The sequence below is a fragment of the uncultured Victivallis sp. genome (assembly GCF_944391105.1).
Taxonomy (GTDB): Bacteria; Verrucomicrobiota; Lentisphaeria; order Victivallales; family Victivallaceae; genus Victivallis.
Genome location: NZ_CALXSK010000060.1, coordinates 1 through 19998, shown reverse-complemented (window position 1 = coordinate 19998; position 19998 = coordinate 1). Strand labels below are relative to the sequence as shown.

16 protein-coding genes and 1 tRNA gene are annotated in these 19998 nt (G+C 57.2%); 8 read left to right on the top strand and 9 right to left on the bottom strand.

Going from position 1 to position 19998, the window contains the following annotated elements:
- Both Q0K10_RS14420 and Q0K10_RS14415 read right to left on the bottom strand, forming a co-directional pair.
- Positions 1 to 434 (bottom strand): hypothetical protein (locus tag Q0K10_RS14420; RefSeq protein WP_294508411.1); only part of this gene is annotated, 434 nt, incomplete at its 3' end.
- A 354-nt stretch (positions 435 to 788) separates the two neighbouring features.
- Positions 789 to 867, bottom strand: a tRNA-Pro gene (locus Q0K10_RS14415).
- Between the two features lie 576 nt (positions 868 to 1443).
- Here Q0K10_RS14415 and Q0K10_RS14410 point away from each other — a divergent pair.
- The 4 genes from Q0K10_RS14410 (at position 1444) to Q0K10_RS14395 (ending at position 5052) form a co-directional block, all read left to right on the top strand.
- On the top strand, positions 1444 to 2481 hold the full coding sequence (locus Q0K10_RS14410; RefSeq protein ID WP_294508408.1) for a hypothetical protein: 1038 nt from the start codon (positions 1444 to 1446) through the stop codon (positions 2479 to 2481).
- Between the two features lie 109 nt (positions 2482 to 2590).
- Positions 2591 to 3151, top strand: coding sequence for a sigma-70 family RNA polymerase sigma factor (locus Q0K10_RS14405; RefSeq protein ID WP_294508405.1), 561 nt, complete (start codon positions 2591 to 2593; stop codon positions 3149 to 3151).
- A gap of 2 nt (positions 3152 to 3153) precedes the next feature.
- Complete coding sequence (locus Q0K10_RS14400) at positions 3154 to 3402, top strand: hypothetical protein (RefSeq protein WP_294508401.1); 249 nt, start codon at positions 3154 to 3156, stop codon at positions 3400 to 3402.
- Positions 3403 to 5052: a serine/threonine-protein kinase gene (locus Q0K10_RS14395; protein ID WP_294508398.1), complete on the top strand. Its 1650-nt coding sequence runs from the start codon at positions 3403 to 3405 to the stop codon at positions 5050 to 5052.
- 36 nt (positions 5053 to 5088) lie between these two features.
- Here Q0K10_RS14395 and Q0K10_RS14390 read toward each other — a convergent pair whose 3' ends face one another.
- The 7 genes from Q0K10_RS14390 to Q0K10_RS14360 are packed head-to-tail and all read right to left on the bottom strand — an operon-like array spanning position 5089 to position 13726.
- On the bottom strand, positions 5089 to 5811 hold the full coding sequence (locus tag Q0K10_RS14390; RefSeq protein ID WP_294508394.1) for an SGNH/GDSL hydrolase family protein: 723 nt from the start codon (positions 5809 to 5811) through the stop codon (positions 5089 to 5091).
- Position 5812: 1 nt separating this feature from the next.
- Positions 5813 to 7831 carry a hypothetical protein gene (locus tag Q0K10_RS14385; protein ID WP_294508391.1) on the bottom strand — a complete coding sequence of 673 codons (2019 nt, stop codon included), beginning with the start codon at positions 7829 to 7831 and terminating at the stop codon, positions 5813 to 5815.
- Positions 7832 to 7833: 2 nt separating this feature from the next.
- Complete coding sequence (locus Q0K10_RS14380; RefSeq protein ID WP_294508388.1) at positions 7834 to 8526, bottom strand: HAD family hydrolase; 693 nt, start codon at positions 8524 to 8526, stop codon at positions 7834 to 7836.
- A 16-nt stretch (positions 8527 to 8542) separates the two neighbouring features.
- A complete protein-coding gene (locus tag Q0K10_RS14375) occupies positions 8543 to 9343 on the bottom strand; it encodes a LamG domain-containing protein (RefSeq protein ID WP_294508385.1) in 801 nt (266 codons plus the stop codon).
- Between the two features lie 21 nt (positions 9344 to 9364).
- A complete protein-coding gene (locus Q0K10_RS14370; RefSeq protein WP_294508382.1) occupies positions 9365 to 11995 on the bottom strand; it encodes a DUF4838 domain-containing protein in 2631 nt (876 codons plus the stop codon).
- A 10-nt stretch (positions 11996 to 12005) separates the two neighbouring features.
- Positions 12006 to 12716, bottom strand: coding sequence for a prepilin-type N-terminal cleavage/methylation domain-containing protein (locus Q0K10_RS14365; protein ID WP_294508379.1), 711 nt, complete (start codon positions 12714 to 12716; stop codon positions 12006 to 12008).
- Between the two features lie 56 nt (positions 12717 to 12772).
- A complete protein-coding gene (locus Q0K10_RS14360; RefSeq protein WP_294508376.1) occupies positions 12773 to 13726 on the bottom strand; it encodes a sugar phosphate isomerase/epimerase in 954 nt (317 codons plus the stop codon).
- A gap of 298 nt (positions 13727 to 14024) precedes the next feature.
- On the opposite strand from Q0K10_RS14360, the gene Q0K10_RS14355 reads away from it, so the two are divergent.
- The 4 genes from Q0K10_RS14355 (at position 14025) to Q0K10_RS14340 (ending at position 19858) form a co-directional block, all read left to right on the top strand.
- Positions 14025 to 15068, top strand: a complete 1044-nt coding sequence (locus Q0K10_RS14355) for a LacI family DNA-binding transcriptional regulator (RefSeq protein ID WP_294508373.1) — start codon at positions 14025 to 14027, stop codon at positions 15066 to 15068.
- 100 nt (positions 15069 to 15168) lie between these two features.
- Positions 15169 to 16686: an ADP-ribosylglycohydrolase family protein gene (locus Q0K10_RS14350; protein WP_294508369.1), complete on the top strand. Its 1518-nt coding sequence runs from the start codon at positions 15169 to 15171 to the stop codon at positions 16684 to 16686.
- Positions 16683 to 17744, top strand: coding sequence for a LacI family DNA-binding transcriptional regulator (locus Q0K10_RS14345; protein WP_294508366.1), 1062 nt, complete (start codon positions 16683 to 16685; stop codon positions 17742 to 17744). The genes Q0K10_RS14350 and Q0K10_RS14345 overlap by 4 nt, the downstream gene beginning before the upstream one ends.
- On the top strand, positions 17741 to 19858 hold the full coding sequence (locus Q0K10_RS14340) for a hypothetical protein (RefSeq protein WP_294508363.1): 2118 nt from the start codon (positions 17741 to 17743) through the stop codon (positions 19856 to 19858). Before Q0K10_RS14345 ends, Q0K10_RS14340 begins: the two co-directional genes overlap by 4 nt.
- Positions 19859 to 19998: the final 140 nt, after the last annotated feature.

Below are 19998 nucleotides of genomic sequence, written 5' to 3'. Positions count from 1 at the left end.
TCCGGCGAAAACGGACGCATTTCCCATTCGCCGGAGTCTGTAAGTTCCACCATCGTGTTCCGGCAGTGAACCCAGTTTCCCGAGGAAAAGAAAAAGGCGGTTTCCACTTCAGCTTGAACTTCCAGATAGGTCAGGATATCTCGGATCGCCGCAGGACGCTGATATCGGGCGAGTTCACATTCGATTCCGCGTCGGCTCGCAAATTCCCGAACCGCAAGACCGACTTGTGAGATCATCTCACTCTGTCTTTGAGGTTGCCACAGACCGCTTGCCGGCGAATATTGATAAAACTGCTTCTCGTTGGGCAGATAGATGCAGCGGGTTTGCTGACGGTAAAGCTCGCCAAAACTCTGCAAGCCGAGGAGAAATCTAGCTCCGTCTCTTATGAGGAGTGATCCATACTTTTCTTCGATTTCGTGAATGATCTCGTTCATGGTGAATTTCCTTTCCATTGGTTGATGTTGACAATGGGGAAAAGATAGCACCACAAGAGATACTCCGCCAACCAGCATATTCCCACAGATGGTAATCGGAAAGATTCGGCTGGAAACCGAAATTTCAGGTTCTTCGGATTCTTTCCGACGGAATGAATCCGAGTCGTCCAAATGAAAAAAAATCAATTTTTTTCGGGCTATTTGTCGGAGGGAAAATTGTGTGGCAAAAAAATGTGGCAGAAATGTGGCATTTCCGCCTCGAATCGGCCACTTTGGGAGAGAATCGGCAACAGTGGACAAAAAAGAACGGGAACCCGAGTTTACGCTCAGATTCCCGGAATTTCGGCATAAAAATGGTCGGGATAGAGAGATTTGAACTCTCGACCTTTTGACCCCCAGTCAAACGCGCTAGACCAGACTGCGCTATATCCCGACAATTTGCCCGAAAACTTCCATAATATAATCGCCATTCCAGCAATTTCAAGTCTTCGCCGGAGATGTTTTTTCGTTTTCACGACTTTTTTGCGAGAGAGTCAAAATGCACCAATACGTTCCTCCTGATTCAAACTCCATGAGGGAAGACTGGAGAATTCTGCAGAGTGTTTCGGAAAAATCAAAACAGGATGCAAGAATCTGTCCCTTCCCCGTGTATCACATGACGAGGACTTTTTTGAGCCCTCGCCAACACCTGGGCTGCAGGATATCATGAAAAAAAAGGACGTTGAAATCAGTTTTTATTTGCATTCGGCAACTTTCTGAAATAAATTAGTGTCAATACTAACAGTTGGAGGAGATACAACCGAAGCAGACAAATCGTAATTTTTACAACTGAAGATCGACGTCCTCGCCAGAAACGGCACTTCAACATGACGTCAACAGAAAAACACCGGATCAGTGTGTCAAAATATTTGGCACATTCTGATTTGTGTTTTCTGTACGATGTACCAGGCGTTGGCGGGGACACTTTTGAGCAGTGCTTTTGTGCCTAACCAACAGGAGAAAGAGAGAAATGTCATTTCATTTCAGGTGCCCGAACTGCAATGCGAAGCTCGAAGCCGAAGATGATTGGGCGGGGTTGGAAACCGCGTGTCCTACTTGCAATCAGATCATCCCGATTACGCCGGAAACAACTCAGGAAAAACCGAAAATCAAATTGACGCCGGTCACTCCCCAACCTCGGATCATTTCCCCCTCCTCTCCGGTTTCCCCGGTTCCTCCGACCACCTCTCGACAGCAGGCGGCAAACTTCAACTCCAGCACATTCCCCTTTATTTGTCCCGCCTGCGGAACGCTGATGGAGCTGGATTCCTCTCTGGAAAATCAGGAATATGAGTGCCCCGCCTGCTGTGAAAAATCCATCGCCCGGCCGGCAACGGAAAAAACATGCCCGCATTGCGGCGAAACGATCAAGTTCCAGGCGAAAATCTGCCGTTTCTGCAAAAAGCCGGTGGAAGCAATGACGCCTGCCGCGTCTTATTCCGCTTCTCACAAATCGTTTGCGCCTGTCCAGCCACACGCCTTGACTCCTCAGCTGATCCCCGCAGGCCATGCGGCAGCCGCAGAAGAACAACTCAATACGTTGTTTTTCTGGTGGTGGCTCTCCCTGGCACTGGCGATCCCGACTTTTGGGATAGGTGCAGTCGCCAGCACTGTATTCTTCTGCATACTGTTGTATAAATATTGGTGTATCATCCACACGGAAACAAATCATCCAGTGACTCCGGGAATCGCGGTGGGCTATTTGTTCATTCCGGTTTTCGGTTTGTATTGGACGTTTGTAAGCATTTGGGGATTGGGAAAAGTATTCAATACTCTCACCAATCTGGGAAAACAGAAACTTGAAATGATGCCTTTGATTTTCTGCATTTGCGGAGCTGCAGCCCCCATTGCATGGTTACTCATGGTCCTCGGAGTCAATACGGTACTCATTATTGGAGTATTCTTTCTCTTCGTTTACGTGGGAGCCGCCATCGGAGGTCTGGTATTTTTCATTATTACCATGATTAATTTCCAGAATGCCGCAAAAACGATCCTTCAACGTCAATAAAATGGAGCTTGACCATGTTAGCTTCATGCTAAATTCAGTTTCAGTCGGAAGAGAAGCAGATTGGAGACCCATAGAACGTCCGGGATGCAGCGATTGAGAAACTGCAAATATGGCGCATACAACGAAAAAAACTTTGCTGGAGGCGATTCGCAGCGGCGATGAGGTTTCGTGGCAGGAGTTCTACGAAACCTATCGGCCGCTGATCGTGGTGCGCGGGCGGGACTACAAGCTCAATGTCGCAGAAATTGATGAACTTGTTCAGTCGGTCATGCTGCGTTTCTTCGACCGCAGCAAAACGTTCGTCTATGACCGTTCCCGGGGAAAGTTCCGGAATTATCTTGGCGTGATGATTTATCATTGCGCCCTGAACATCATCCGGCAGCGACGCCGAAATCAGGTGGATTGCGAATCCGTGGAACTCGAAGCCGAGGATCCCGGCCGCTGGAACGACGAGTGGCAGCAGCATATCCTGATGCTCGCGCTGAACCAGCTGAAGCTCCAGCTGGAAGACTCCACCTTTCAGGCGTTCGAGCTCTATGCGCTCAAAGGAGGCTCCGCGGAAAACGTGGCGAAATTCCTGAACATCCCGGTCGGCATGGTCTATGTCGCCAAAAGCCGCGCCCTCGCAAAACTCCGGACAATCGTCAAAAAACTGCGGGAGGAGGAGTGATCATGCCGAATTTCACTTCTCCACTCGACCGATGGCGGACCGATTCCATGCCATGGAGTCCACTCGTTTTCCACCGCCGGGCTTCGGTGCGTTGCCGGAAACAACCTGTCCGCCAGCTTCCGGGCGGCAGATTCATCACGGAGCTGCGGAAATCGACACAAAAGCGGAGTCTTCCGGAAAATCCGCAGGAATACCGCCGATTCAGGGATACTTTGCATGACGATGCGGCGAAACATGGTTCCACGGTGTAAATGCGGATTCCCGATTACGAAATTTTGAAAAAATGCGGGCACGGCGCCTATGGCGATGTCTGGATTGCCCGCAATCGCGCCGGCTCGCCGGTCGCGCTCAAAACCGTCGAAAAATCCGAACAGATCGCCCGGGAGCTCGCCGGACTCCGCTGTTATTCCCGGATTGCCGACTCCCCGCACCTGATCCGGATTTTTCACATTGGCGAAGTCGAAAACACCCTTTACTATACGATGGAACTTGCCGACAATCTCGGCTCGGATAAACTCTACATCCCGGCGACACTCGGTAATCTGCTGAAAAAGAAGAGGCGTTTTTCCCCCGCAGAAACCATTGAACTGGGGCAAAAACTGCTTCAGGGTCTGGAAACCCTGCATCGGGCGCAGCTGATTCACCGGGACATCAAACCGGAAAACATCATTTACGTCAATGGCGAACCGAAACTTTCCGACATCGGTCTGGTGCGGTCGATGTCGAAATCACTGAGTCTGGGGGGAACGCTGGGGTTCATTCCTCCCGAGCGGTTGAAATCCGGTTCCGGCAGCAAAAGCAATACCGACGACCTCTATGCGATGGGGAAAGTCCTCTACTGCTGCCTGACCGGGAACTCCGCGGAGGATTATCCCTCATTCCCCCTCTCATTGCTGGATGACGAGTACAGCCGTCTCAACGAGGTGATCCTCACTGCGTGCAACCGGAATACGAACCTGCGGTTTAAAACGGCCGGAGAATTCAAGCAGGCTCTGAGAGACGGCCTTTCCCGCAGAAAACGCTTCCGGAACAAGATGTTTCGCCTGCGCTACCCGGGGCTCGGAGCACTCCTGCTCTGCATCATCATCATCGGCACAGTCTGGTTGCTCCGGCCACTTCGAACCGGTATTCAGCCGCCCGTCACGGAGAAACCGTTGGAACTTGGTGAAATGCAGAACCGCGTCTATTTTACGATGAATACCGATGGGAATGATCCAGATTTGTACACATCCCGGACCGGCCATGTCGATCCGGTATTCCGGCAATACTCGCCTTATGAACTCGACTCGCCACCGCGCAGCCGGGAAGTGGTGTTCCAACGTTTTTCGGGCGAAGAGTGGCAGAGTATGCAATCGAAAAACCTCTGGCGGTCGGGGAACACGCTCCGTTTTCTGGCCAATGCCGAAGGCGGCATCCGCCTGATGATGCCGTTGGATTACGCCTATGCGATCCGGTTTGAGATCGATTATGCCGCGCTCGAAGATCTTTTGGTTTTTCAGGTTGCCGCCCTGAACGCCCGGGGGATCGACCGTTCGTTATACCAGTGGACCTTGTTGAAAACCCGGGGAAAACTGGTGTTGAAACCGCTGGAATACCAGTCCGAAAACGGCGGACGAAAGATCCAGATCAAACCGGTCAAACAGCCGGAGGACACCCGCGGATTTCATCGGGTCGAAATGCTCCAGACCGCAAAGATCTTCCGTCTGTATATCGACGGAGAACTGGTTCTCTTCGCACCGAGCTTTTTCCGGGGAGGATATTTCACCATTCTCCATCTGGGGGGCGGGAACTCCAACTTTGTCGAGCTCAGAAATTTCGAACTGCTGAAAATCCTCCATGATCCGGAATGTCCGCCGGAAAGGCAGTATCAGCTTCCCCGTCCGGGCTCCCACACCGGATGAGCGGAGAACCGCCGGAGCATCCGGAGGAAAGACCGGTCAGGATCGGAATGCGGCAAACGCCGCTTCGGCGTAACAGCGCATTCCATTGTCGTTCGGATGCCACCGGACTCCGGCGACGAGCCCGGAACCGGTATTGGCCGGATCATTTTCATACGCCGAAACGTCGACGAATTTCGCACCGTGCCGGGCCGCGACCCGCTTCTGAATGCGGGCGATCTCCACGGCGTAGAGGTCGTAGTTCCTGCCGGTACAGCTCCGGAACTCCTCCCGGCAGCGGGGATTCCAGATTCCGATGGCGAGGAGTTCCGGGTTCCCGGGGAAAGCGGCCAGTTTTCCGAGCAGCAGATCGTAATCATACTCGTAAGTGACAATTCCCGCTTTGCTTGCCGAGTGTTCCCCATCCTGGACGATGATGAGATCGGGACGATATTTCTCCTCTTCTCCGACGGTCTGAACGGCCAGATCGGGACGGCCTCCCTTCCCGAACACGATCCGGACCCGCCGCTCAGGCATGGTGGTCTGAATGGCGGCGGCGAGCAGATGAACATAGTCATTCGCTTCGGAACTTGCGGCCATGCCGCATTCGCGATCCCATCCGAGATTTTTGCGGGTGGATTCACTGCACCCGTGACGGGAGATGCTGTTGCCCTTGATCAGGATGACGTAATCGCCGGAGAATGTTTCCGGAATCCCGGCGCATCCGGGTTCGACGAAGGAGAGTTTGTCGTCGTGATCGGGAGTTTTCGCTGATTTTCCCATCTCATTCCCCTGCATTTTTCCCGTCGACAACCATGCCGTCGTCGGCGTTGTTGCGTTTGGTGTCACGCATGGTGCGGAACAGCTCAGCAACGTCAAATCCGCCGCCGATCAAAAAACAGACCGTGGCCAGAAATCCGATGATGAACATGCTCATGACATAATATTTCCACAACGAAAGCCAGATCCGGTCGGGAATCGTGAAGAAGAGCTCGCCGATCGATCCGGTCGCGAAGATCGCCGCCCCGAGCATCGTCCACCCCAGCGTCAGAAAGAAGATCACCCGGTCGGAGCGTGAGAACTCCTCATTCAATCCGAGCAACCTCAGCCATCCGACTTTCCCTCCCGCGGCGTGCTCGCCGGTCGTATCGTAAATGCCGCGGTGCAGCATGCGTTCGAGATTGAAATCCGGACGCTTGTTGATCCAGCGGTCAAGATAGGAAACCGAGACGTAAAGCACCACCCCGGAGACGCAGGCCGCCACGAAAGCCATCTGCCCGTTGACCGGACAGCGGTCCATCCGCGCGGCCAGCCACGCCCAGCCGAAGTGTTCCGCCAGAAACGGCGCGACAAACGACACCCAGTTCTGCTGGAGCAGCAGCAGTCCGACCGACATGGAACTGCCGCCGATCATGGCCGCCCAGGCTCCGGCCGTCGTCCCGAAGCGCGAATAAAGTCCGCCGATCAGAACCGCCCCGCCGCCGCCCATGTAGATCGCACCCGTGATCTGCATGAAAAGCAGAATCGCCTCCGTCTGGCTGAAAAAGTAACTGAAACAGACCGCAAAGATTCCCACGAACACGATCGACGTTTGCAGCAGCCGGATGTGGGTTTTCGGGGCGAACGGTTTTTTGCGGAACGGCAGGATCACGTCCTGTATGAAAATCGTCCCCCAGCTGTGCAGATAAGTGTCGTCGGTGCTGAGCATCGCTGCGAACATCACGGCGGCGAAAATCCCGATCAATCCGGTCGGCAGAATGTATTTGAGGAACATCGGCACGGTCATCTGCGCGCGCACCTGCGCGTCGGCGATCGAATCAAGCGCGGCGTTGACCTCCCCTGCCCCCGCGGCGAAATCAGGATTGTGAAAGAACGCAATCGCACAGACCGGAATAAAGAGGAACAGCGAATTCTGCACCATGACCCGCCAGGTTCCGAGCAGTCCGGCCATCTTCGCCTCATGCGCGCTCTTGGCGGCGGAGTTGTAGCCGGAATTTCCCTGCCATGCGCCGGTCGTGTAGATCGTTCCCGCGATTCCGATGAGGAAGAACCAGATGTTGAAATCCTGAATTCCGGAGGTACGGTAGGGGTTGAAGAGCGAACGATCCGGATTCTCCCGGGCAAGTTCCACCATCGGAGCGAAAATATCTTCCCAGCTGAAGGTCATCACGAGAAACACCATGATCGCCAGAAACGCGAGATTGCAGAAGATGCCCTGCACGAAATCGGTCAACATCACGGCCACCTGACCGCCGAAAATGGCAAATGTGACGCCGAGCCCGATCACAAGGATCATCAGCCAGAGAAACGTCTCGAACTCAAACGGGATTCCCGGAATCGTAAAACTCCGCGGCAGACCGCAGTAGTAGATGAAGAAACGAACCGACACCGCCGGGAAAATACCGTAATTCACGATGCCGGAGAGCCAGCCGAGCAGCCCGCTGAACACCCGGAAGTTCCGGCTGTAACGCAGTTCGAAAAACTGCGCAAGCGTCAGCACGCGCGTCTCGCGATACCGGTAGTAGACCCAGCCGGAAACCACCAGCAGCAGTCCGATCGGCCCGTTGATGAACCGCCACCACTGCGGTGCGAATCCGGCGACGTAACACTGTTCAAACACCGCGATGATCGAGATTGCCCCGATTCCGCCGATGCCGGAGGCGACCGTCAGGAGATACCGGCCCGCACAGCGGTTGGCCGCGAGGAAGTCGGCCGCGCTTCGCACGATTTTCTGACTTGCGACCAATATGAAAAGCAACAGTGCGAGAAGCCCCCCGATGATGAGCCAGTCGATCGTCTGCATCTTCAGAACTCCATCCCGGTCAGCGCGCCGGGAATGGCCCGCGCGTCATTCACATGGAGAAATCCGTCCGCCCGGCGAATCCGGAGTGCGCTGTCGCGTTCGAGAATGACGCCGGTACCGACGCCGCAGCTTCGCGGAACGGCTCCGTCCTCCTTCACGTCGTCACCGACAGTGACGACGGACTCCGGCCGCACATCCGCGAGACTCAGCGCGCGTTCCCACGATGATGCGAGGTGCTTGCACCCTTTCATCACGTCGGTCCCGAAGATACCGCTGAAAAGCTCCGGATCGAGGCCCGCCCGTTCGAGCTTCATCCGGCAGCCGTCGACCGGGTTGTTGCTTATGACGTAGAGCGGCGTCTGTTCCGCCGCGAGGGAGCGGATCAGTTCGACCGTGTCGGGAAACACCGCCAGATTCTCCTCGTGCCAGGCCCGGAAACGCACGGCTGCGGCTTCCGGCGGCAGATCGAACTTCCGAATGAAGTCTCCGTAACACCAGAAGATGTTCTCTTCGGCCTCCCGGCGGATCATCGCCGCGGCATCGCCGGAGGATACGCCCCGTTCCACAAGCATGTCGCGGATGATCGGGAAGAGAAAGTTCCCGTCGAGAAGCCGGTCGGCCGCCAGAGCCCCCGGCCGGTAGCGGGTAACGGTTCCGTCGATGTCGAAAAAGAAGGAAAGAGCCTGCAATCGCACGATCGGAAACCTTTCCTCATTCTCCGACGATGAGGTCGAGCAGATCGTTGCCGCGTTTGCTGAGCTCTTCGAGCGTGAGCGGTGCGGCGTTCCGCTTCCCGGTGAGATTCCCCTCGAAATCGAGATAGAGCAGCGTGGCGTCATCCGGCGGAACCGGATTGCCTGATTTCACCGCTTCGAAGCGCTCGAGAATCTGTTGCGGCGGGCGCGGCGTGTTGGAGATGTGCAGTTCGTCGATGAGTCCGACGAAGGCGGGCGCGGCGTTGCTCGCGGTGTTGCAGCCGATGCCGACCGGGCCGGAACTCTGTGTGCCGAGGGACTGGTCGAACTTCTCGATCACGGCCTTGCCGTTCACGTAAAGCTGTACGAGCGATTCGCCCGGGGCGACGTTGCACCAGACCAGCGCAACATGGCTCCACTCATTGACCGGAAACTTATACGGAATGCGGATCGAGGAGTAGTGCTCGAACGTTTTCGCGTCTTTCCGGCAGCGCGACAGGAAGTTGTTCGCCTTGCCGTCGAATCCCCAGAAAAACCAGGATGGGTTGTTCGTACCGTTGCTGATGAGGAAGTTCTGTTTCGTGTCCGGCGTCTCCGCAGTCGGGCGGATCCACATCTCGACCGTGCCTCCGGCGACATTCAATACGTCTGTATCGAAATAGATGCGCGACTTCTCGCCAAGCTGCACCGCCCTGCCGATCTTGCCCTCGGCGAACTCAACACCCGTGGAGGATTGCGGGTTGACGCTCTGCGTTTCCGCCTGAAGAGCGAAAGCGCCGAGCGCGAACAGTGTGAGGAAGAATCCGTGTCTGACCATGATCAATGAACTCCTGTCGTTTTATTTTGTGTTCGTGTGGATGGTGAACTGCTGAACGATCCGGATCGACTCTCCGGGTTTCAAGGTGCGTTCTTTCCCGAGAAATTCGAGAGTGAACGTGCGCGGCGAAGTTTTGCAGAAGTAGAGCGCCCCCTCCCCCGCCGGATCGACCTTATACTCCAGGGAACCGCCGTCGGATCCGGAGAGCACGCAGCGAGCGCCGTGCACGGCAGTGCTTTTGTCATGCTCCAGATTTACGGTGGAGGTGCGGACCGAACCATCCGGCTGGGAGAGTTCGACCCTGACATCCCCCGCCTCACCGTTCCAGGCGAGCAGCGGATGGGTGCGCAGCGCCGTCGTGACGCTCTCTCCGGAGAGGTTCGTCAAAACCGATTCGATCCGCATGACCGGTTGATCCGCCACCGGCAAACTCACGGTCCGCTCCAGACGGAACGTGTCGTCGGCGAACGACATGCGCACTGCGCCGGACTCGACTTCGGCCTGGTAACTGCTCTCCCAGCCGGGGCCGGCGAAGGATTTGCCGATATACTCCTCGTAACCGCCGTAGTTGAAATACTTTTCTCCGATCGATGTCTTGCCGTCGGAAGCGGGTTCTTCGAAGAAGTTGCGCCCGGTCCGATTGTCGGTCATCCGGATGATCCGGCCGCCGAGTTCCGGGATGACGCCGACGGTGACGGCCGCATTGCGAAGTTCCAGAACCGGCATGTTCCGCTTGCGGGCCCGGAACAAGATCCGCTTGAAGTCGTCGCTGTAGTTGCCGACGTCGAGCGCGTTGGTGACGAGCCGTTTCACATCGAGATCCGAGAGCTCGCGGCCGTCGGGATTCATGACGTAAACGTCTTTCCCCCGCTGAATTCTCCATTCGGTTTTCGCGTCGACGCCGAGCGCGTTGCGGGTGCCGATGTTGCTCTGAATGTGCCGGAACGTGTCGAGCACGAGATTGAGCCGCTCCCGCTCAATGTCGGAAAGTTCAGCCTCTTGCGCCTCTTTCAAAAGTCCGGCGGCCCTCTCCAGCACGGCGGGAGTGAACACTTTCGGAGAGGGGACGGCAAGATCGCTGTAAATCGACGGATGCCAGTCACTTCTCTCAACAGCGTCTTCAACCAGAAGATAGTAGTCGCGCACCTTGTCACCGGCTTTTCCGTACATGTTGCGGCAGAAATCGTCGAGAAGCGCGTTGAAGTCGCGGTCGGCGTTCCAGGCATATTTCGCGGTGAGGTAGTATGCCGCCATGTTGTGTTTCCAGTATTTCGGCGAACTCTGGGTCATGTAGTTGTTCATGCCGATGGACTTGAAGTAAGGCAGCGTGTATTTGATCCGGTAGAGCACCGGCAGCATCGCGCTGTTTTCGGTCGGCGCGGAGTAGTGGTCGCCGAGCAGGAAATACTCCCAGACGCCGAGCTGATTCCGGCTGATTGCGGCCCACCCTTCCAGCTGTTCACGTTCGGCTTTGTTGTGATCGCAGCGGTTCACGCCGTGGGCGTAGTCGCCGTGCAGGCAGTATTGCAGAATCACGTTCGGTTCGAGCGGAATGTCCACCGGACGGATGTAGTTCGCGTAGGCGGGAACGAGCACCTTGCGGTCCGGATATTTCTCCGCGACCTTCCGTGCCACGGCGTTGCCGAAGGTGATCATCCGGCGGCTCATCGAGCCGCGCCGCCCGTTCATGAAGTTGACCCCTTTGAGTTTTTTGCACTCGGGGCATTCGCACCAGATGATCGCACCGTCGCCGGGCCAGACCGGAACGATCATCCCCTCGGGATGGCTGTCGAAGTAATCGATGATGAACTTCGCGCAGATATCGATCACCTCGGGATTGGTCGTGCAGATGTTGCCGCCGCCGTAACCGGGGCGCGAAGGCGTCCCGATCGGATGGCGGCGCCCCTTGTACAAGGCGTAATACTCGGGATGATCCTTGAAATACTTCTCCGCCGGAAGCATCTGGTTCAGGTTGTGGACATGGAACTGCCACTCCTGCTGGCCGCCGCGCTTCTCCCAGATGTCCTGCTGTTCCGGCGGCAGAAATTTGCGGACAAAGAAAGTCCGGGCGGCGGGGAGGAAGTTCAGGCGGTTCTTCGCGGCCCAGTCGATCATCTCCCCGAAGTCGATCCCCTCGGTTGCGCCGATGTCGATCGTGCGCTGGTTGAAGTCCGGAACGAACTCCCGCTTCCCCTCCGGAAACGAAAGTTTCACCTTTTCCGGGATGCATTCCCCGAGTTTTCCCGGAAAAAACCAGCGGCAACCCTGCTGTTCGAGCAGCTCGTAGGCGGCGTAAAGCGTGCCGCGGTCGCTGTTTCCGATCGCGTTGATCCGGTCGGGAAGAACTTCGATCACAAAGGCGTCGTGTTCGATGTGCGCAACCGAGTGGTTGAAATTCGCCACAAGTCTCCGGTCCGCGGCGCGGCCGAGGTAGATCGGGAAGGCCTTCCCGGATTGGCCGGAAAGCACTTCCGGCGCGGCTCCGGTCATGCGCCCGATATAACGCGAAAGTTCGGAGGCGGCGAACGCTTCGGTTTTCGATGGATTTGCGCCGATAACGATTTCAAGTTTTTCCGACGAAACATCGGCCCGGACGACAAGACAGCCGGCCAGAACGGCGCAGCCGAGAAGCAGTGTTCGGAGAGAGATCATGCGGATTTCCTCATTTTGTAACATTCAAATAAGCGTCGTTTCCGTCATCGGCGGAGTTGACCTTTGCGACGTTCCAACTCTCCGCGTGGCCGTCGCAGAAGTTCTGGTTGACCGAACCGGAGTGACGCATATACAGCATTCCGTCTCCATTCGCGGCGCGATGGTAGACCCCCGGAACATAGGGGTCCTTGACCCCCCAGTAGGAACCGCCTTCGGACTCATTCCCGCGGAACCCCTTCATGGAACCGTCCGCATTCGTATCGGCCAGCCACACCTTTTTCGACGGATTGCGCAGTTTTTTCAGGCTCGACTGAGCGGTCGCAAGGATGGCGAATGAGGGGCCGAAGTGACTTCTGGCCAGAGAGTCGGTATTTTCCGAGGGACAGTGGATCACCCCCTGCGAATAAGGTTCCTGCAATTCGCTCATATTCTTCATGGTGCCGGTGATATACTGGTTTTTCACAAGCAGATAGAGCCAGGTGCCGATGACATTGAATCCGGCGGTGCCGCCATAAACCTGCGAGGGATAAGGCAGAATCGCCTGATTGTCATCGGCATACATCATGGAGGCGAGACCGAGCTGCCGCAAATTTCCGAGACATTTGGCGGATTTCCCCCGTTCCCGCGCCTGATTCAGAGCGGGCAGCAGCATCGCCGCCAATATCGCGATGATGGCGATCACCACGAGGAGCTCGATCAAGGTAAATTTTCTCCACCGCATGGTTTACTCTCCTTTCGGGATTGTTGGTGAAAAGTTGCTGTTCCAGATGATATGAGCTACTTATTTTCACGTTGATTGACAAATCGTTCACAAGTTTTCCAGAAATGGATTGCACTCTGGTATCCCTCACGAAGTTCTCCGGGCCACGGACCGGATTCGAAGTTGACCGTCCCCTCATACCGGTTCCTCCGCAGAGCGGAGATGACGCCGAACCAGTCGATCGTGCCGAATCCCGGCGGAAGATGCTCGTCGATCCCCGCAGAGGAGAGAAATCCGGCTTCCTGCCGGATGCCGCGCACTCCGTGATTGTCGTGAAGATGCGTTGCAAAGAGTTTCCTCCCCATTTTGTCGATCCATGCCACCGGATCGTTGCCGCAGCAGTGGGCGTGACCGGAGTCGAAACAGAATCCAACCGCCGGTGAATCGCTCTTTGCAATCAGTCGCGGCAGAAGCTCCGGGGACGCGAGCGGCTCGAACCGGTCGACATTTTCCACGGCAATCCGGACCCCGCATTCAGCGGCAAATTCTCCGGCGGCATGGAGATTCTCCGCACAGACGGCAATCACCTGATCCAGAGAGTGTGACCGCACTTCGGCCTCGAATGCGTCAAGCAGTTCCCCGATGGAACCGAATTTTCCCGTTCTCCGCCCCGGATGAATCACGAGCGTTTCCGCGCCGAGGGCGGCTGTGTATTCCATCTCGCGCCGAAGCAGATCGACCACCGTTTTCTGCGACTGGCCGATCGGAGCAAAGGTCGGACAGAGTCCATGATGCTGACTGCACCGGAGTCCGAGCTCCCTGAGAAGCCGCCCGATCCGCAGCGTCTCCGCCTTCAAATCAAAATCGGCGGCCTCCACTTCAGCGTACCCGGAAAGCATCACGCCGTCGATGCCGAGTGAGGCCAGCAGTTCGAACGTCCCGCGGTATTCCTCTTCCGGAACACGCGAAATCACTTCTCCATTCCAGCGAACCGTCTCAACGGGATACGAGAGTTTACTTGATGCAACCATTTCGTCATCACCATGTTTCCGGTTTCGCCGGAATGGCGGAAACCGGGATTTCACCTATTATGGTAACTATTTACCATGCTTTAATTATACCATATTCATCGATCGATGTCAAGTCATTCCTGTTATAAAATGATTATATTTGAAAATTCCGGTCATCCGAAAGCGAATCGGCCGGAGAGCGGGAATTGCATTTTCGGCAAAATGTGCTATTTTGAAGAAACGTTCAGGGGAACCGCCCAGTCGCGGGGAAAGAGTTCCGGCGGTTTCCCGGCAGGCAGATCGGGAGCGGAATCGGCAGATGAACATCAAGGAAGTGGCAAAACTCGCAGGCGTTTCTGTGGCGTCGGTATCGCGGGCGTTTCAGAATCCGCCGTCGCCCTCCGTTTCGCCGAAACAGCGGGAACGGATTCTCCGCATCTGCGAGGAGCTTCGATATTATCCGGACATTCATTCGCGGCGCATGAGCCGGAAACGTTCCAACACGATTACGCTGCTGTCGCGCCACATCAACAGCAACGGTCAGATGACCGAAGGCGACCTTCATTTCGACTACAATTTCGCCGCGATCACGATGGGGGTTCAGCATGTGCTCTGCCGCTGCGGAAAGAGTCTTCAGCTCGTTCAGCTCACCGATGAGTTCCTCCGGGAACGGCAGCATCTGACCATGGTGCGTTCCAAGATGACCGACGGAATCCTTTTCTGGGGGGCGCTTCAGGACGACACCTGCATACAGGAACTGCTTGACGAAAAGATTCCGCTGGTGCTTCTGACCACCGTCGTCAACAATTGCGACTGCCCCCGGGTCGTGGCGGATGAATACGGCGGCATGAAGCTGGTGGTGGAAGCTGCTCTCGAAGCGGGTCATCGCCGATTTGCGTTTCTGCCGCCGCTCACGATGGGTTCATCCGGCGCCGAGCGGAAACGCGCGGTTCTCGACACGTTGTGCAGCCATGGTCTGGAACCGGTCTGGACCGCCCCCGAGGATGGATTCGACTTCCGTTACGGCCGGGAGATGGGGCGGAGATTTCTGGCGGACGGGACGGACGCGACCTGCATCATCACCCCGAATGACATGGCGGCATGGGGGTGCATCAACGCGTTTGAAGAGGCCGGGCTGAAAGTCCCGGCGGATCTCTCCGTAACCGGGGCGGACGGGTTGCGTTTCCCCTGCCCGCTCTATCTGGACTCCTTCTATCTACCATCCTATGAAATCGGCGTTGAGGGGACAGAAATGCTCACCGCCATGATCGATGACCGTGAAGTCGAGCATCACCGTGTTCTGCCGGTCTCGCGCATCGCCGGAAATTCCATCCGGAATCTCACGGGTGTTCCCGCACACTGAAATGTTTTCCGGTCCGGAGCTTGCATTTTCAACGCGGCAATGGTATTCTAATAGAAAATGAAACTAGTTACATTTGAACAGGGATCCGGGATAAAATTCGATGGAATTAATTGGGGAAAAAGAATTTGCAGAGAAAGTAAAGGCCTGCTGGGCCGGGAAAGCACTCGGTGGCGGTCTGGGCGCGCCTTACGAGGGAGTGCCTTATGAACTCGATTTGACGCCGGAGAGGTTGTTTCTGGATTCCGGTCCGAATGACGACCTGGAAATGCAGCTGCTGTGGCTTCTGGCCGCCGAGGAGCACGGCAGCCGGCTCACGGCCCGTCATCTGGCGCATATGTGGAGCAGACACATCAAGTACGGCATGGACGAATACGGCGTGGCGATACGCAACCTGCGGAAAGGGCTCGAACCTCCCATGAGCGGATTCGTCGACAACGCCTCCTTCGGCTCCGGAATGGGGGCGACGATCCGGAGCGAAATCTGGGCGTGTCTTTCTCCGGGCAGGCCCCGGCAGGCGGCATTTTTTGCCGCGCAGGACGCGATGGTCGACCATTACGGGGATGGCGTGTGGGGGGAGATGTTTCTCGCCGCCGCGGGCAGCATCGCAATCGTCGGAAACGATCCGGTCACCGCGCTGAAGGAGGCGCTGGCCGTCATTCCGGCGGAGTCACAGGTTGCGCAGGCGGTCAGATATGTGTTTGAACTGCACGCGGCGGAGACGCCCGCGGAAGAGCTGCGGGATCGGATTCTGAAGCGGTTCGGCAGCCACAATTTCACATATTGCGTGATGAATCTCGCGTTTCTGACGGCGTCGATTCTGTATGGGAACGGAGATTTCATCCGGACCATCGTCATGTGCATCAACTTCGGCAAAGACACCGACTGCACGGCCGCGAGTTGCGGCGCGCTTCTGGGCCTGGCATTTGGGGAAGCGGAGTTTCCCGCCCGCTGGCTCGCGAAACTCCCGGACCGGATCACCGTCAGCGACTTTCTGAAAAAGCTCGATGCACTGCCCGAAACCCTGAGCGACTGTTCCGCCCGTGTCATTGCGCTGGCCGGGCGGATTGAAGCCGAGCTGCGTCGCGACGGGCGGGAACTCGTCTGCGATTACCGCGTCCCGCAGACGGACGGAACAAAGTGGTTGCCGCGGAGCAGTTACTTGATTTTCAATGATATCGACGACATGGAGGCAGGGAAGGTCGAACGGGAACTTCTGAAATCCGGTCCCGAGGCCGGCCTCTACGCGGAACACCGGCACACATTCTCGGGAACCGTACTGGAGCTGACGCCGTTCCTGCGTGAATTCCAGTCGCTGCATTTGTTCACGTTCCTGCGGACCGCCGGGACGCACCCGGACGGGCTTTTCATGTGCTGCTCCAACATGGGCTCGACGCTCTGGGTGGATGGAAAAATGATGTTGAACTATCACGGCCGCGAGTTGATGATTCCGGCCTTTCACCGGACGGAGGGGGGAGCGACCTTCGGACTGCCGCTCGACGCGGATAAACCGAAACTGATCCATGTCCGGCTGCTCTTCGCCCGCCGGGGAACGCAACTCGTGCTCGGCGCGGGAGAGCAGTGCGGATTTTACATCGACGACGCAACATTCGACATATGAACTCTTCGGAAAAAAACGGCCGGGTCAATATCCGCCGGATCGCCGCGGCGCTGCAGCTTTCGACGGCAACGGTTTCCCGCGCGCTCTCCCCGGAATACGCCCACACGGTTTCAGAAAAACAGCGCCGCCGCATCCTCGAGATGTGCGACCGGCTGCAATACATGCCGAACATCAACGCGCTCCGGACATTCCGGAACCGGAGCGACCTGGTCGCACTGCTGGTTCCGGAGCAATGCCTGAACGGAAACGGGCCGATTGATTACAATCTGTCCGGCGTGCTCGGAGCGGTGGAGCGGAGCTTTTCCCGGCGGGGAATCTACTGCTCCCTGGTGGCGGTCACCTCGCAGTTTCTGGAGAAACGGGAACATCTGCGGTTCTGCCGCGGCAAGATGTTCGACGGCTTTCTGCTGTGGGGCATGACTGAACGCGAAACGTTCGTCGAAGAGCTTGCGGCGGAGAGTCCGCCGGTCGTGAGCATTCAGGGAATCCGGAACAATCCCGGAATCTCCAGCGTCAACGCGGACGACTACAGCGGCATGCTCCATCTCGTGCGCCGCGTGCTCGCATGCGGACACCGCCGGATCGGCGTGATCCCCGCGTTGGAAACTTCTCAGGCGGGGCGGGAACGCAACCGTGCCGTCCGGGATGCGCTCGCCGAAACGCCGTGCGTTGTTCGTTTCGCGCCCTGGAGCGGATTCGATACGCAGACCGGACAGAGGGGATTCCGCGCGCTGATCGGGCAGGATGATTCACTCAGCTGCATCATCTGTTCGAACGACTATGTCGCCGCCGGGGTCTGGCTTGAAGCGCAAAATCGGGGGATTGAAATACCGGAGCAACTCTCCGTCACGGGAGCGGACGGGCTTGATTTTCCGGTTCGGATTCCGCTGACCGGCTATCTCTCTCCGTCGTTCGAACTGGGGCTTGCTGCTGCGCAGATGCTGCAGGAGCGGCTCGATGGAAAAATTGACACTCCGCAGCAGAAACTGATTCCGACGACATTTCTGCCCGGAGCGACGTTAAAGGATCTCACCAATCACACAACAGGAACATTATGAACAAGAATCATCCGAACGCCTGGTATTCGCTGCGCCGCACCCTGCCGCCCTGGAAATTCCGAGAAACGCTCGCCGACCTCCTCGAACTGGCTCCCCGCTTTCAAATCGACGAAGTGATCGTGAAAATCGATACGGAGGAGTTTTCCCACGGCCACCCCTCGCTGGAGTGGGCGAAACAGTATCAGACCATGCTTTTTGAGGTGAAGGAGCGGCTTGCGGAACTTGGAATTGTCTATTCGCTCAACCCGTGGATCACGGCCGGGCACGCCGATCGCGGCAGAAACGATCTGGAGCGCCTCCCCGGCCTTGAGTGCATGGTCGGGCACGACGGCAGCGAAACGAAGCATTGCGCCTGCTTTCTCTCTCCGGTCTGGCGGAAGCACATCAAGGCGCTGTGGGAGATCTACGCCGAAACCCGGCCGCACATCATGTGGGTGGAGGACGACATCCGCACGTTCAATCATGAACCGGTGGCATTCGGCTGCTTCTGCCCGCGCCATCTGCGGATGTTCGGGGAACGCATCGGGCGGCCGGTCGAACGCGGGGAGCTCGTGCGGGCGATGCTCTCGCCCGGTGATGCGCATCCATGGCGGCGCGAATATCTGGAAATGCAGCGGGAAATCATGGTGGAAACCGCGTCGTTCCTCGCGAAAACGGTACACGCCGTTTCGCCGGAAACCTGTCTCGGGTTGATGTCCTCCGGCCCGCGGCTCCACTGCCTCGAGGGACGGGACTGGACGCGGCTGGCAGAGGCGCTGGCGGACGGAACAGCGCTGTACAGCCGCCCGCCGATGGCGAACTACGCGGAGGATTCGATGCGGGGACTCTACTACTCGCAGGATTCGATCAAACTGACCCGCTCGGTGCTTCCGGCCGGAACGATCGAGCAGACGGAGTGCGAAAACGTTCCGTTCACCCGTTTTTCGAAGAGCGTCAAGTTCACGTTTCTGGAGATCGCAGTCTCATTCGCCTACGGGTCGGATGGCGTGACGCTGAATCTCTTCGACCACATGGGCACTCCGATGAGGACGGAGGAACACTTCGGGCGCATGCTGGCGGAAAAGAAGGCGTATCTGTCCGCACTGCTGCGCGCGACCCGCCCGGCGGGAAAATTTTACGGGGTCCGGCTGCTCCATGCGCCGGAAGCATCGATCGTCAAACATCTGGAGCCGGGAGCGGATTACAAAGATCTGGCCGAGGATGGATATGAGATGATGCTCGCGCTGGAGTGTCACGGCATCGCCACGACGTTTGAAGAGTCGAATGTCGCTGCTCTGGCCGGAGAGACCGCGCGGGGCCTTTCCGACGACGAACTGCGGCAACTGCTCAAAGGCGGCTTGCTTCTCGACGGTCCGGCGGCCAAGATCCTGATCGAACGGGGATTCGGAAACGAGATCGGACTCGAATGGGTCGCGGCGCCGGTCAACCGGCGCGATCTGCCGTATCTGGTTTCCGCGGAAGAGTTTCATCATCCTGATTTCGGAGGTTCTCCGCGAAAGTATCTGACGGCGACGCTGCCCTTTCTCGATGGCGAAGCGCGCTTCTGCGATCTGCGGCTGCAGCCGGGGGCGGAGGAGATCTCCTCGTGGGTCGACCCCGATACGCGCCGGGTCGCTCCGGCCATGAGTTTCTTTGAAAACCGGGAGGGCGGCCGGGTGGCGGTGCATGCGCTGGAATTCCGCACGAGTGTCGGATACTCTTTCTGCCACCCGTTCCGGCGCGAGGAGCTGCACGGCGTGATCGACCGCCTGGCCGGAGGAACCGCGCCGCTGCGGTTCGACTGTGACGGCGCGTATGCGCTGGCATGGCGCAAGCAGGCCGGAGCCGACACGATCCTCGGGGTGTTCAATCTGAATCTGGACGACTGGACGCGCGGAGTTTTCACGCTCGCCTGGGAATCCGCAACGTTGCCGGAAGTTCTTCTTCTGAACGGAACAGGAGAATGGGAGAAGCTGGAAGGAATTCAGCCGGAAACGGTTCCGGGAGGAATCGCAATCCGGATATTCCGTCGCATCACCTCGGATCTGCCGCTGGTGCTGAAGCTGATTCCGCCGAACGGGAAACAGCAGAATTCTTCCGGGAAACCCAACGCAGAAAACCGTCCGCTGTCTTGACTTTCCGTACAGCGAAGAGCTGAAGACCTGGGTTCTGGTCCGTCCGCATTCGCATGATCATTATCTCTCCTATGATAAAATTCCACTTCGATGCCGGGAAAAACTCAATTTTTTACGAGTTTGAATTGAGTAAAATCCTC